Origin of the sequence: Kitasatospora atroaurantiaca, assembly GCF_007828955.1 — a bacterium.
Classification (GTDB): Bacteria; Actinomycetota; Actinomycetes; order Streptomycetales; family Streptomycetaceae; genus Kitasatospora; species Kitasatospora atroaurantiaca.
Genome location: NZ_VIVR01000001.1, coordinates 3,525,989 through 3,539,570, shown reverse-complemented (window position 1 = coordinate 3,539,570; position 13,582 = coordinate 3,525,989). Strand labels below are relative to the sequence as shown.

The window sequence follows — 13,582 nt, the reverse complement described above, 5'->3', positions numbered from 1 at the left end:
CGCGGACACAGCGGTAGGGCACACGTCGATGCCTTCCGATCTCGCGCACGCAGTTGATCTGGCCGCCGCGCGCCGAGTCGGGACGTTCAGGGGCAAACCGCCGCGCTACTGTGTCCTGACCGCCTGCCCCGGTGGGGTGGCGCACGGCGCAGTTTCCACCGCGAAAGGCTCCCCCGTGAGCACACCGCTCCCGCCGAACGGCTCCTCGGCCCTCAGCTCCCGTGGTGAACCCGGCCCGGGCTCCGGGCGGCGGGGCCGCGACCAGCGCTGGCAGGCGCTCGCGGTCTGCCTGGTGGCCGGCTTCATGACCCTGCTCGACGTCAGCATCGTCAACGTCGCCCTGCCCTCCGTCCGCAACGGCCTTCACCTGTCGGAGAGCGGAGTGCAGTGGGTGCTCTCCGGCTACTCCCTCGCCTTCGGGCTGGCACTCGTCCCGGGCGGGCGGCTCGGTGACGCGCGCAGCCGGCGCGCCGTCTTCATGACCGGTCTCGCCCTCTTCACCGCCGCCAGCGCGGTGGCCGGCGCCGCGCAGAACGAGGCCTGGCTGGTGGGTGCCCGGCTGGTCCAGGGGATGGCGGGCGGTGTCCTGGTCCCGCAGGTCTCCGGCTTCATCCAGCAGCTCTTCCGCGGGCCGGAGCGCGGCCGGGCCTTCGGCATGCTGGGGGCCACCATCGGCATCTCCACCTCGGTCGGACCGCTGCTGGGCGGCCTTCTGATCGAGGCCTTCGGCGCCGGGGAGGGCTGGCGCTGGGTGTTCTACGTCAACCTGCCGATCGGCCTCCTCGCCCTGCCGGCCGCGTACCGGCTGCTGCCCGCGCCCACCCTGCCGCAGGCCGGCGGCGCGCAGCCCAGGCGGAGCGACTTCGACCCGGTCGGGGTCCTCCTGCTGGGCAGCGGCACCCTGCTCCTGCTGCTCCCCTTCGTGCAGCAGCAGTGGCAGAACGACGCCAAATGGCTGCTGGTACCGGTCGCGATGGTCCTGCTGGCCCTGTTCGTCGCCTGGGAGCTCCGCTACGGCCGCCGCCGGGAACCCCTGGTCCGGATGAGCCTGTTCGAGGCCCGGTCGTACTCGCTGGGCGTGCTGCTCTCGCTGGTCTACTTCGCCGGCTTCACGGCGATCTTCTTCATCTTCAGCCTCTACCTGCAGGCCGGCCAGCACTACAGCGCCCTGCTGGCCGGCCTGGCGATCACGCCGTTCGCGCTCGGATCGGGGGTGTCCGCGGCGGTCGGCGGCCGGGTGGTGCACCGCTTCGGCCGGCCGCTGGTGACCTTCGGTCTGGTCCTGGTGGTGCTCGGTCTGACCGGGGCCGCACTCGCCGTCCACCTGTGGTCCGGCCGCCAGGTCGGCTGGGCGACGGCGCTGCCGCTGCTGGTGGCCGGGGTCGGCAGCGGCCTCGTGGTCTCGCCGAACCAGACCCTGACGCTCGGTGAGGTCCCGGTTGTCCGGGCCGGCAGCGCCGGGGGAGTGCTGCAGACCGCGCAGCGGATCGGCTCGGCAATCGGGATCGCGGCCGTGGGGTCGGTGTTCTTCTCCCAGGCCGCGGCCCACCATCAGGACTGGGCCGGGGCCTTCCAGCAGGCCCTGCTGGTGGCGCTCGCCTTCGTCGCGCTGGCCCTGCTGGCGGCGCTGGCCGACCTGTTCGGCGGCCGCGCCCGCCGGGCCCTCGCGGCAGCGAGGCCGTAGCCGATCAGGTTCGGGCAACTACGGGGGCGCGGGGAACTGCGCGAGGCGGAAGGTGCGGCGCCGTCACTTCCGATGTCGCGCACTTCCCCGCGCCCCTCTGGTCGGCCCGCGGCCTCGCCTACCGGCGGAGCACCACCCGCAGGACGTCGCCGAGCACCGCCTCCGCGTCGGCCACAGCCCCGTCCGCCCGCCAGGCCACGAACCCGTCCGGCCGTACCAGGACCGCGCCGTCGGCCTTCGTCCCGTAGGCCTCCGCCCAGTCGCTGCCGGGCTCCGGGGCCAGCTCGTGCTGCGGGTCGCTGCTGATCCGGTACGCCTCCAGGGGGATCCCGAGCCGCCCGGCGAGCCGCTGCGCCGCCGCGTGCCAGGAGCCACCGCCCGGCCCCGTGAGGAGCACCAGGGAGTCCTCGAACAGGTCGAGGGTGGACTGCCGTACTCCTGCCCGGTGCACCCACAGGTGCGGGGCGCGGCTGCCCGGCTCCCCGTTCGCCTCGAAGCGGTCCGGCACGGCCGGCCCGTCCTGGTCCGGGCCGACCACGGCGCCCGCGGGGTAGCGGTAGCCGAGGGCCACGGCGAGGACGTTGCTCTGCCGGCCGGTGCCGGGCACCGCGTCGTAGCCGGGGTGCCTGTGCTCCGCCGAGCGGGCCGAGGCCCGGGCACTGGTGGCGCGCGCCACCGGCTGCCGTTCCTGGCCGTAGGTGTCGAGCAGGCCGGGCCCGGCCCAGCCGTTCAGCACGGCGGCCAGCTTCCAGACCAGGTTGTGCGCGTCCTGGATCCCGGTGTTCGACCCGAAGGCGCCGGTCGGCGACATCTCGTGGGCGGAGTCGCCGGCGAGGAAGACCCGGCCGGAGCCGTAGCGCTCGGCGACCCGTTCGGCGGCATGCCAGGGGGCCTTTCCGGTGATCTCGACCTCCAGGTCGGGCACACCGGTCGCCGCCCTGATGTGGGCCACGCACCGCTCGTCGGTGAACTCCTCCAGCGTCTCGCCCCGGTCCGGGTGCCAGGGGGCGTGGAAGACCCACTGCTCCCGGTTGTCCACCGGCAGCAGGGCGCCGGCGCCCTGCGGGTTCGTCAGGTAGCAGGCGATGAAGCGCCGGTCGCCGACCACGTCGGCGAGCCGCTTGGCCCGGAAGGTGATGCTGACGTTGTGGAACAGGTCGCCGGGCCCGGTCTGCCCGATGCCGAGCCGCTCCCGGACGGGGCTGCGCGGCCCGTCCGCGGCGATGAGGTAGTCGGCGCGGACGGTCTGCTCCTCGCCGCTCTCCCGGCTGCGCAGGACGGTGGTCACCCCGTCGGCGTCCTGCTCGAAGGAGACCAGCTCGGTGCCGAACCGCAGGTCGCCGCCGAGCTCACGGGCCCGGTGCAGGAGTACCGGCTCCAGGTCGTTCTGGCTGCACAGGCACCAGCCGGACGGGCTGAAGCGCGCCAGTGCACCGCCCGGGTCGATCTCCTTGAACAGCCACTCCTGGTCCATCCCGGCGAGCGTCTCGGCCTGCAGGATGCCGTGGTTCTCGGCGAGCACGGAGGCCGCCTCGCGGATCAGCTGCTCCACCCCCGCCACCCGGAACAGTTCCATCGTCCGGACGTTGTTGCCACGGCCGCGCGGGTGGTGCGAAGTGCCCGCGTGCTTCTCGACCAGCAGGTGCTTGACACCGAGCCGGCCCAGGAAGAGCGAGGCGGACAACCCCACCAGTGAGCCGCCCACGATGAGGACCGGCACCCGGTCGTCGACCTTCGAGTTCATCACGTTGCTCCAGTCTCTAGCCCAGCTCCAGAGTCCAGTGAGACGCGCGTTCGCGCTCGGCCGGGAGTGTCATGTCCCGGCTTTTCGCTCGGATGGCTTCCAGCTCTCGCGCCATCCGTGGCGGGACACCACGATCGACCTCAGGCCTCAAGGGCCGGATCCCGGCAGCGGGCGGACTGTTCCGATACGGCGGCGCTGACCGGCCCTCAGGAACCGCAGCCCTCAGGAACCGCGGACCGACAGCTCACGCTGCGTCAGGTCACGCAGACAATCTCCGTGCCCCGGTCCGGCGGCTGTTCGTCCTTCAAGGAGAAGTGGAACATGACGACCCTGACCGAACCCGCATCGCGTCGCCCCGCACTCGCCTCCTCCAGGCTCCGCGTGGTCCTGCTGTGCGACATCATGGACGGCGCGCAGCAGCGCTTCCTGGACGCGTACGAGCAGCTGCGCCACCAGGTGGCCGCCGTGCCCGGCCATGTCAGCGACCAGCTGTGCCAGTCGATCGAGGACCCCTCGCAGTGGCTGATCACCAGTGAGTGGGAGAGCGCGCAGCCGTTCCTGGCCTGGGTGGACAGCGCGGCGCACCGCGCGATGGTGAAGCCCCTGCACGGGTGCGTGCGGGACACCCGTTCGCTGCGCTTCAGCATCATGCGGGAGACCACCGGTACGGAGACCTTCGACGGGCCGGCCCCGGTCACCGACGGCATCGTCCGGCACGCCCTGACCTTCACCGTGAAGCCCGGCAGCGAGAAGGCCGTGGCGCAGATCCTGGCGGGCTACACCTCGCCGGCCGCCCGGGTGGACGGGCACACCCGGCTCTGCCGGACCTCGCTCTTCATGCGCGGCAACCGGGTGGTGCGGGCCGTCGAGGTCTCCGGCGATCTCGGCGCGGCCCTGCGGCACGTGGCGATGCAGCCCGAGGTCCGTTCGGTGGAGGAGGCCATCAACCCGCACCTGGAGGAGGCCCGCGACCTCGGCGATCCGGAGTCGGCGCGCTCGTTCTTCATGCGGGCCGCGCTGCCCTCGGTGCACCACCTGGCCAGGGACGGCGCACCGGCCGAGCTCAGCCGGCACGCGCTGCTGTACCCGGTCCGCATGGGCTGCGGAGCGGCGCTGGCCGGGCTGCTGGCCCGCCAGGACCAGCTGGCGATGGACGAGAAGTCGAACGCGCTCGCGGCGAGCACCATCTTCCAGCGGGAGGACACCGTGGTCCGGCTGGTCGATCTGACGGCTCCGCCGGAGTCGGTGCCCCGCCTGGCGCTCGGCATCGTCGGCCCCCGGGCCGCGGGCGTGCTCAGCCGCCTGGTCGAACTCGGCGGGCACGAGCTGCGCACCGACGCGGCGATCGGCCGCTTCCTCGGTGAGTGCGCGATGAGCCTGGTCACCGACCGCCGCGCGAAGGACGCCTGAGCCGCCTGTGCCCCGGCGGACCCACCGTCCGTCAGGGACCTTCCCTGTAACGCTACTTGGAGGCAGTAACCATGACCACGCAGTTCCCACGCATCGTGCACGTCGACGACGCCGAGCCGAACCGCCGACGCGGCGGCGACCTGCGCGCCATGCTCACACCCACCGCGGTGGGTGCCACCAGCGGGTTCATGGGCCTGGCCATCGTGCAGCCGGGGGAGCGAATCGGCGAGCACTACCACCCGTACTCCGAAGAGTTCGTGTACGTAGTCTGTGGTGACCTCGAGGTGGACCTCGACGGGGTCCCGCACGCCCTCGGCCCCGACCAGGGCCTGATGATCCCCGTGGACATGCGCCACCGGTTCCGCAACGTGGGGAGGACCGAGGCCCGGATGGTGTTCCACCTCGGCCCGCTGGCCCCCAGGCCCGACCTCGGCCACGTGGACACCGAGGAGACGCCGAGGGCCCTGCCCCCGGAACATGCCGAGGTGACCTCGTGACCCGGCGGGTGGCGGTCACCGGGATCGGCATCGTCGCCCCCGGCGGTGTGGGGGTCCCGGCCTTCTGGGACCTGCTCACCGCCGGGCGCACGGCGACCCGGGGCATCACCCTCTTCGACCCCGAGGGGTTCCGCTCCCGGATCGCCGCCGAGTGCGACTTCGACCCGCTGGCCTGCGGCCTGGACGCCGACCAGGTCGCCCGCGCCGACCGGTACGTCCAGTTCGCGCTGGTCGCCGCCGCCGAGGCCGTACGGGACTCGGGGCTGGACGTCCGGGCCGAGGACCCCTGGCGGATCGGCGTCTCGCTGGGCACGGCGGTCGGCGGCACCACCCGGCTCGAGCACGACTACGCCGAGGTCAGCGGCGCGGGCGCGCGCTGGGACGTGGACCACCGCCGGGCCGAGCCCCACCTCCACCGGGCGTTCTCCCCGAGCACGCTCGCGTCCGCGGTGGCGGAGCAGACCGGCGCGCACGGCCCGGTGCAGACGGTCTCGACCGGCTGCACCTCCGGGCTGGACGCGATCGGGTACGCCTTCCACGCGATCGAGGACGGCCGGGCCGACATCTGCGTCGCCGGCGCCTCGGACTCGCCGATCTCCCCGATCACCGTCGCCTGCTTCGACGCGATCAAGGCCACCTCCGAGCGCAACGACGACCCGGCGCACGCCTCCAGGCCCTTCGACGCCAACCGGGACGGCTTCGTGCTGGGCGAGGGCGGCGCCGTCCTCGTCCTGGAGGAGCTGGAGCACGCCCGGCGGCGAGGAGCCCGGGTGTACTGCGAGATCAGCGGCTTCGCCACCTTCGGCAACGCCTACCACATGACCGGGCTGACGCAGGAGGGCCGGGAGATGTCCGAGGCGATCGACCGGGCGCTCGCCCACGCCAGGATCGACAGCTCCGAGATCGACTACGTCAACGCGCACGGCTCCGGCACCAAGCAGAACGACCGGCACGAGACGGCGGCAGTGAAGCGGTCGCTCGGTGCGCACGCGTACGAGACCCCGATGAGCTCGATCAAGTCGATGGTGGGTCACTCGCTGGGCGCGATCGGCGCGATAGAGCTCGTCGCCTGTGCACTGGCCCTGGCCAACGGTGTCGTCCCGCCGACGGCCAACTACGACACGCCGGACCCGGAGTGCGACCTCGACTACGTGCCGAGAACCGCCCGCTCGGTTCCGCTGCGCAACGTCCTCTCGGTCGGCAGCGGCTTCGGCGGCTTCCAGTCCGCGGTGGTGCTCCGCCGCGAGGGGGTGAAGGTATGACGGTCTCCCGACCCGACCGCCGTGCGGTGGTCACCGGGATCGGTGTCGTGGCACCCAACGGGGTCGGCGCCGACGACTTCTGGAAGGCGACCAGGGAGGGCGCCGCCGTGCTCGGGCCGGTGACCCGCGAGGGCTGCGGCGAGCTGCCGCTGCGGATCGCCGGCGAGGTCCGCGGCTTCGATGCGGAGGCAGCGGTCGAGGGGCGCTACCTCGTCCAGACGGACCGGTTCACGCACTACGCGATGGCCGCGGCCGACCTGGCGCTCGAGGACGCCCGCTTCCACGCCGACGAGGGTTCGCCCTTCGCCGTGGGCGTGGTGACCGCCGCCGGCTCCGGCGGCGGCGAGTTCGGCCAGCGCGAGCTGCAGAACCTGTGGGGGCAGGGCCCCCACTTCGTCGGCCCGTACCAGTCCATCGCCTGGTTCTACGCGGCCAGCACCGGCCAGATCTCGATCCGCGGCGGCTTCAAGGGGCCCTGCGCGGTGGTGGCCAGCGACGAGGCCGGCGGTCTCGACGCACTCGCGCACGCCGTCAGGACCATCCGCCGCGGTACCGACACGGTCGTGGTGGGAGCGGCGGAGGCCCCGCTGGCCCCGTACTCGATGGTGTGTCAGCTCGGGTACCGCGAGCTGAGCCTCTCCGAGGACCCCGACCGGGCCTATCTGCCGTTCAGCGCCGAGGCCTGCGGGTTCGTGCCCGCCGAGGGCGGTGCGATGTTCGTGGTCGAGGACGAGGGGGCGGCCCGCAAGCGGGGCGCCCGGATCCGGGCGGTGCTGGCGGGCCACGCCGCGACCTTCACCGGGGCGTCCCGCTGGGAGGAGTCCCGGCACGGGCTCGCCCACGCGATCCGCGGCGCGCTGGAGGAGGCGCACTGCGCCCCCGACGAGATCGACGTGGTCTTCGCCGACGCACTAGGCGTGCCGGAGGCGGACCGCGCCGAGGCCCTCGCGATCGCCGACGCCCTCGGCGAGTACTCCGCCCACGTCCCGATGACCGCTCCCAAGGCGGGCACCGGCCGCTCCTACTGCGGCGCCCCACTGCTCGACACCGCCGCCGCCGTGCTCGCCATGGAGCAGGGGCTGGTGCCGCCGACCCCCAACGTCACCGACGTCTGCCACGGCATCGACCTGGTGACCGGCTTCGCCCGCACCGCCGAACTGAGGACGGCCCTGGTGCTGAGCCGCGGGCTGATGGGCTCCAACGCGGCCCTGGTCCTGCGCCTGGGCGAAGCGTCCTGACCGCCCGTCCCTTCCGACAAAGGAGAACCCTCCGATGAACCCTCCGCTGACGTACGGCGAGCTCGCCTCGCTGATCAAGGTTCGAGCGGGCATCACCATCGACCCCGCGGCGATCGAGCACCCCGACGCGAGCTTCGACGACTTCGGCGTCGACTCGCTCGGCCTGCTCGGCATCGTGGGCGAGCTGGAGAACCGCTACGGAATGCCGATCGCCGCCGGCGCCGAGATGTCCAAGACCCCGCAGCAATTCCTCGATGCCGTCAACGCATCCGTGACGACTGGAGCCTGACATGCCCGGACACACCGACAACGAGATCGTCATCGCGGCACCCGTGGATCTCGTCTGGGAGATCACCAACGACCTGGAGAACTGGCCGAAGCTGTTCAGCGAGTACGCCTCGGTGGAGGTGCTGGACCGCGAGGGTGACCTGACCACCTTCCGTCTGACCATGCACCCCGACGAGAACGGCACGGTCTGGAGCTGGGTCTCCGAGCGCGAGACCGACCGCCCCTCGCTCGCCGTCCGGGCGCGGCGGGTGGAGCCGGGGCCGTTCGAGTTCATGAACATCCGCTGGGAGTACGCCGAGGTGCCCGACGGCACCAGGATGCGCTGGATCCAGGACTTCGCCATGAAGCCGAGCGCCCCGGTCGACGACATCGCCATGACCAACCACATCAACCGCAACTCGCGGACCCAGATGGAGCTGATCAGGGACAAGGTCGAGAAGCAGGCGGGGAGAGGATGACCGCGATGCACCGCGCCCTGATCGTGGCCCGGATGAAGCCCGAGTCGGCCGCCGGCATCGCCGAGGTCTTCGCGGCCTCGGACCGGGGCGAGCTGCCGCACCTGATCGGGGTCACCGGCCGCAGCCTCTTCCAGTTCGGCGACCTCTATCTGCACCTGATCGAGGCCGAGCGGCCGCCCGGACCCGAGGTCGCCAAACTGGCGAAGCACCCGGAGTTCCGCGACATCAGTCAGCAGCTCACCGCCTATGTCCAGGCGTACGACCCCGCCACCTGGCGGGAGCCGAAGGACGCGATGGCCCGCGAGTTCTACCGCTGGGAGCGCGCCGGCACCGCGTGAACGCCACGCGCGGTTCGGGCCCGACGGCATCGATGCCGTCGGGCCCGAACCGTGAGGAGCAGCGGGGCTCAGCCGGCCACGGTGCTGTCGAAGGCGTGCAGGTACGGGTTGACGGGCTGGACGTCCTTGACCAGCAGGCCGGCCTCGGTCATCAGCGCGAGCATGCTCTCCCTGGAGTGCTTCGCGCCGCCGACGTTGAGCAGCAGCAGCAGGTCCATCGCCGTGGTGAACCGCATCGAGGGGCTGTCGTCGACGAGGTTCTCGACGACCACCACCCGGGCGCCCGGGCGGGCGGCCGCGACGACGTTGCGCAGGGTCCGGCGCGTGCTCTCGTCGTCCCACTCCAGGATGTTCTTGATGATGTAGAGGTCGGCCTGGACGGGGATCTCGGACCGGCAGTCGCCCGGCAGGAGCCTGGCCCGGGAGGCCAGCGGGCCGCCCTCGCGGAGCCGGGGATCGGCGTGGGCCACCACCTGGGGCAGGTCGAGCAGCGTCCCGCGCAGCTCGGGGTGCTTCTCCAACAGACTGGCCAGCACATGCCCCTGGCCACCGCCGATGTCGACGACGCTCGACACCCCGTCGAGGGAGAGGAAGCCGGCCAGGTCCTCCGCGGACTGCCGGCTGGAGTGGGTCATCGCCTTGTCGAAGACCCGGGCCGAGTCGGCCGCGTCGTCGTGCAGGTAGTCGAAGAACTCTTTGCCGTACAGGTGGGGGAAGATGTTCCGGCCGGTGCGGACGGCCTCGTCCAGCCGGGGCCAGGCCTCCCAGGTCCACGGCTCGGTGCACCAGAGGGCGATGTAGTGCAGGCTGTTCGGCGCGTCCTCGCGGAGCTGCCGGGACATGTCGGTGTGGGCGTAGCGGTCGTCGTCCGTCTCGGTGAAGACCCCGTAGCAGGACAGCGCCCGGAGCAGTCGGCGCAGCGGCTTGGGCTCGGCGTGGACGGCGGCGGCCAGCTCCTCGACCGTCATCGGCTGCTCGCCCAGGGCGTCCGCGATCTTCAGCGAGGCCGCCGCGCGGACGGCCGCGGCGCAGGCCGCGCCGAAGACCAGCTCGCGCAGCCGCATGGCGGACTGCGGCGAGGCGGGTTGGGAGGTGGTGGGTCGTGCGGTGGTCATCGGGCCACCTTTCTCATGGTGGACGCCCGGGCCCGACGAGGACCCGGTCGGGGATCGGCAGTGGCCGCAGTGGCCGCCGGGGTCAGCAGTGGCCGGCCGGCTCGGAGACGCCGCAGGTGTTCCCTGTGAACGTGTTCCCCGTCCCGGTGTCGCGGTCGGCAAGGTCGGCCGGGCCGTTGCGGAGCACGACGTTGTCCTGGACGGTGATACGGGTGTTGGCGGCGCCCACCAGGCTGCGGAACAGGACGATGCCGCCGGACATCTCCGAGGCGCCGCTGTTGTCCTCCACCCGGTTGCCCGTCACCAGCGTGTCCTCCGCGCCGGTGACGAGGATGCCGGTGCCCTGGATGTACCCGAGCCGGGGGTTGGGCGGGCAGTACTTGTTGTTCTCGTACACGTGGTTCCGGCGGACCGTCAGCGCGCCCGCCCGGGGGACTCCTTCGTCGCCCACGACGAACACGCCGCCGCAGTTGGCCGTCATGGAGTTGTCCTCGACCGAGAGCGCCCGGGCACGTCGGATCACCACGCCGATGCGGTTGCCCGTCAGCCGGTTGCGGGCGATCACCGTGCCGCCGGTGTCGATGGCACCGCCCTCCTCGGTGACCGCGTTCGCGAGGAAGACGCCGGCCTGGCCGTTGTTCCGGGCCTCGTTGCCGAGGATGAGGGCCCGGGTGGACTTCTCCTGGCTGATGCCCTGCTGGCCGTTGTCCTGGACCAGGACGTTCCGTACCTGCAGCCGGTCGGTGCCGGAGGCCGAGATGCCGTTCTTGGTGAAGCCCTCGACGGTCAGCGACTCGATCCGCACGTTGGAGACCGTCCGCTCCGCCGTGCCGGTCACGCAGATCCCGTGGCCGGCCGAGGCGCACGCGTTGCCGGGAGACTCGGCTCCCGGTTCGAGCACGACCGCGTGGCCCGTCCCACGGATGGTCAGATCCGAGACGGTGATCAGCACGCTCTCCCGGTAGGTGCCGGGGAGGAGCTGCACGGTGTCCCCGGGCCTGGCGTGGTCGACCGCATGCTGGATCGACTCTCCGGGGCGGACGAGGTGCCAGGTCGCCGCGTGGGCGGGCGGAGCCGCACCCAGGCTTGCGATAAGAACGGTGGTGACGCCCGCGAGATACCGAGCCGATCGTCTGGGCATGGAGTCGTGACCTGCCTTCGAGGTGCGGTTCGCGGACATGCCGGTATGCACGCCCGCCCCTTCGAAGCTATGGGTGATCCCAGGAGGTCGCCACTCAAGGTAGTCGTCGTGCCACTGAACGTGGCGCCCGGTCGAAGTCCGCCGTCGGTGACAGACTGCTGTCATGGCTGACCCCGTCGCGAGCCGGCCCCACATGCCCGGCTACGGGATCCTGCCCGCGGATCAGGGCACCGGCCTCCTGCCGTGGTCCTGGGCGCTGCGCAGGCTGACCGACTCGCACGACTACTGGGTGTCCTCGGTGCGCCCGGACGGCCGTCCCCACGTGATGCCGGTCTGGGGCGTCTGGTTCGACGACGCGCTCTGGTTCAGCAGCAGTCGGCAGTCGCGCAAGGCCCGCAACCTGGCCGACCACCCCGACTGCGTGCTGACCACGGACAGCCCCCGGGAGCCGGTCGTCCTGGAGGGGCGGGCCGAGGTGGTCACCGATCCGGCCGGGATCGCCGGGTTCCTGGACGAGCTCAACAGGAAGTACCGCACCAACTACGCGGTCGACTTCCTGGATCCGGCGGTCAACTCGACCTTCCGGGTACAGCCGGTCACCGCCTTCGGCCTGGTCCAGGGCGACTTCACCGGCTCCCCGACCCGCTGGACCTTCCCGCCGCGGCCACCCGCTTGATGGCAGGAGGCCCGGCCGGATCGCACCGGCAGAGCCTCCGCGCGGGTCTCAGGGCCCTCAGCCTGCTCCCCCGGTGGGAATCGTGAGCTCGCGGCCGCGGTAGAACGCCTCCCGCTCCTCGAGAACGTAGGGAGCCATGGCCGAACGCCGCGCCGCCTCCGACGCCGAGGATCGCCAGGCATCGCACGATTCCTTGCCGTCCCAGAACGAGACCCCGATGATCTCCTGCCCGTCCTCGGACCAGTACGCATAGGCTCTGCGCAGCCCCTGCGGGTAGGGGGCCGGTCGCCAGGCTCCCTCGAAGTCGTCCAACGCGCCGGGCTTGATACGGCGCGTGGTCATCCAGACGAACTGCTCCTCCATCACGGCCTCCTCAGGACCGACGGCCCCCTGGCGTTCTCTGACCACCGTAGGTGCGCGGAGCGGGTTCCGCCTCTGCGAGCCGGGATGACCGACGGTCACCTACCGCCACTCGAGGACGACGTCTCCCGTGCCGAGCGCCGTGGCGGCGTCCCGGCCGGTGATCTGCTTCGGCTCCGCTCCGGGCGTGAGCTCGGTGACGTACGGCTGCTCGACCTTGCCCTGGACCGAGCGGAACAACAGGCGCTTGCCGTCGGGAGAGATCGCGACGGGGAGGTTCTTGCGGTCGGTCACCGGCAGCAGCAGGCGGCCGGGTTCTTCCTTCGCCGGTGACCGGTCGACGTCGAGGGTCCACAGGTTGGTCTCGTACTCCTGCGGCAGGTGCCCGCCCGGACTGATGGCACAGAGGATCGTGTGGTTGTCGACCCAGCCCGAGGGCTTGCAGTTCGAATCCGGGATCCTGGTGGCGGTCGCGCCGGCCGGCAGGATCCCGTTGGCCGTCACCGGCACGGTGTTCTGGCCCTGCCTGTCGACGAACGCGGCAACTCGCTTCCCGTCCGGGCTGAAGTACACCCGCGAGCCGATCACGCCCCGCAGGGGGCTTCCGCCGAGCGCCAGGTTGAGGTCGTCGATGTAGGGGCGGGCGCCCGTCCACTGCTCGGTGAGCTGGTGGTTGCCGCCGACACTGCGGCCGGCGATGTGCTGCTTGTCGGCGCCGTCGCGGTAGGTGAACCAGACGCTGTCGCCGTCCGGGGCGAACAGGGCGTCCCGCTCCTTCGGGGTGGCGAAGCCGCCACCGTCACCGGTGAGGTCGGTGAACTTCCCCGCGCGGTCGACGTACCCGACGTGGCTGGCACCCGTCCTGGCGTCCGAGGTGACCACGGCGAGCCGCGTGAAGTCCCGGTCGAACAGCCGGCGCACCCTGGGGCCGAAGGCGTCGTCGGACGCGGCCGTGCTGCCGAGCGACTCGGCGTCCGGGAGGTTTCCCGCGCACAGGGAGTAGAGCGCGCTCAGCTCGTTCCCGTCGCGCCCGCTGAGCACGACCTGCGCGGGCAGCGTGAACTCGACCGAGGCCACCTTGGTCCAGCCGCTCGGCTCGTACCCCGTGACCCACACCTTGGCAGGACTCGACGCGGGCACCGTGCAGCCCGCGCTGATGACCAGATCCCGGTCCCGGAAGGCGGAGTCGCCGCTCGCGCCCGGCTTGCCGGCCGAGTCCTGGGCGGCCGAGGTCGCGGGCGCTGCCGGGGAGGCCGGCCCGGTCGAACCGCCGCAGCCTGCCAGCAGCGGTAGTACCAGGGCCGCCGCCGCAGTTGGTGCATACAGTGCCTTCCGGAACCTCATCATTGCCCCCTGTGTCGATGCATCGGG

14 protein-coding genes are annotated in these 13,582 nt (G+C 72.1%); 9 read left to right on the top strand and 5 right to left on the bottom strand.

Going from position 1 to position 13,582, the window contains the following annotated elements; translation table 11 throughout:
- The first annotated feature begins 175 nt into the window (after positions 1 to 175).
- Positions 176 to 1,684, top strand: a complete 1,509-nt coding sequence (locus tag FB465_RS16260) for an MFS transporter (RefSeq protein WP_246192679.1) — start codon at positions 176 to 178, stop codon at positions 1,682 to 1,684.
- A 118-nt stretch (positions 1,685 to 1,802) separates the two neighbouring features.
- On the opposite strand, the gene FB465_RS16255 is transcribed toward FB465_RS16260, so the two are convergent.
- The gene (locus FB465_RS16255; protein WP_145791438.1) at positions 1,803 to 3,428 is read right to left on the bottom strand and encodes an FAD-dependent oxidoreductase; all 1,626 of its coding nucleotides are present in this window, start codon (positions 3,426 to 3,428) and stop codon (positions 1,803 to 1,805) included.
- Positions 3,429 to 3,749: 321 nt separating this feature from the next.
- Between FB465_RS16255 and FB465_RS16250 the strand changes: the two genes are divergently transcribed.
- The 7 genes from FB465_RS16250 (at position 3,750) to FB465_RS16220 (ending at position 8,919) form a co-directional block, all read left to right on the top strand.
- On the top strand, positions 3,750 to 4,838 hold the full coding sequence (locus FB465_RS16250) for a SchA/CurD-like domain-containing protein (protein ID WP_145791436.1): 1,089 nt from the start codon (positions 3,750 to 3,752) through the stop codon (positions 4,836 to 4,838).
- 71 nt (positions 4,839 to 4,909) lie between these two features.
- Complete coding sequence (locus tag FB465_RS16245) at positions 4,910 to 5,335, top strand: cupin domain-containing protein (protein WP_145791434.1); 426 nt, start codon at positions 4,910 to 4,912, stop codon at positions 5,333 to 5,335.
- Positions 5,332 to 6,597 (top strand): beta-ketoacyl-[acyl-carrier-protein] synthase family protein, encoded by a 1,266-nt coding sequence (locus FB465_RS16240; protein ID WP_145791433.1) that lies wholly within the window; start codon positions 5,332 to 5,334, stop codon positions 6,595 to 6,597. Before FB465_RS16245 ends, FB465_RS16240 begins: the two co-directional genes overlap by 4 nt.
- Positions 6,594 to 7,835, top strand: a complete 1,242-nt coding sequence (locus FB465_RS16235; protein ID WP_145791430.1) for a ketosynthase chain-length factor — start codon at positions 6,594 to 6,596, stop codon at positions 7,833 to 7,835. Before FB465_RS16240 ends, FB465_RS16235 begins: the two co-directional genes overlap by 4 nt.
- 34 nt (positions 7,836 to 7,869) lie before the next feature.
- Positions 7,870 to 8,124 (top strand): acyl carrier protein, encoded by a 255-nt coding sequence (locus FB465_RS16230; RefSeq protein WP_145791428.1) that lies wholly within the window; start codon positions 7,870 to 7,872, stop codon positions 8,122 to 8,124.
- A gap of 1 nt (position 8,125) precedes the next feature.
- Entirely contained in the window at positions 8,126 to 8,581 is a 456-nt protein-coding gene (locus FB465_RS16225) for an SRPBCC family protein (RefSeq protein WP_145791426.1), read from the top strand.
- A gap of 5 nt (positions 8,582 to 8,586) precedes the next feature.
- Positions 8,587 to 8,919, top strand: a complete 333-nt coding sequence (locus FB465_RS16220) for a TcmI family type II polyketide cyclase (RefSeq protein WP_145797387.1) — start codon at positions 8,587 to 8,589, stop codon at positions 8,917 to 8,919.
- A 68-nt stretch (positions 8,920 to 8,987) separates the two neighbouring features.
- Here the strand turns inward: FB465_RS16220 and FB465_RS16215 are convergent, their stop codons facing one another.
- Together FB465_RS16215 and FB465_RS16210 are read right to left on the bottom strand one after the other, a co-directional pair.
- Positions 8,988 to 10,034 carry a methyltransferase gene (locus tag FB465_RS16215; RefSeq protein ID WP_145791424.1) on the bottom strand — a complete coding sequence of 349 codons (1,047 nt, stop codon included), beginning with the start codon at positions 10,032 to 10,034 and terminating at the stop codon, positions 8,988 to 8,990.
- An 82-nt stretch (positions 10,035 to 10,116) separates the two neighbouring features.
- Positions 10,117 to 11,175: a right-handed parallel beta-helix repeat-containing protein gene (locus FB465_RS16210; RefSeq protein ID WP_145791423.1), complete on the bottom strand. Its 1,059-nt coding sequence runs from the start codon at positions 11,173 to 11,175 to the stop codon at positions 10,117 to 10,119.
- A 163-nt stretch (positions 11,176 to 11,338) separates the two neighbouring features.
- Here FB465_RS16210 and FB465_RS16205 point away from each other — a divergent pair, with 163 nt between their 5' ends.
- Positions 11,339 to 11,851 carry a pyridoxamine 5'-phosphate oxidase family protein gene (locus FB465_RS16205; protein ID WP_145791420.1) on the top strand — a complete coding sequence of 171 codons (513 nt, stop codon included), beginning with the start codon at positions 11,339 to 11,341 and terminating at the stop codon, positions 11,849 to 11,851.
- A gap of 57 nt (positions 11,852 to 11,908) precedes the next feature.
- Here FB465_RS16205 and FB465_RS16200 read toward each other — a convergent pair whose 3' ends face one another.
- On the bottom strand, positions 11,909 to 12,214 hold the full coding sequence (locus FB465_RS16200) for a hypothetical protein (RefSeq protein ID WP_145791419.1): 306 nt from the start codon (positions 12,212 to 12,214) through the stop codon (positions 11,909 to 11,911).
- A gap of 99 nt (positions 12,215 to 12,313) precedes the next feature.
- Entirely contained in the window at positions 12,314 to 13,555 is a 1,242-nt protein-coding gene (locus FB465_RS16195) for a TolB-like translocation protein (protein WP_170290603.1), read from the bottom strand.
- Positions 13,556 to 13,582: the final 27 nt, after the last annotated feature.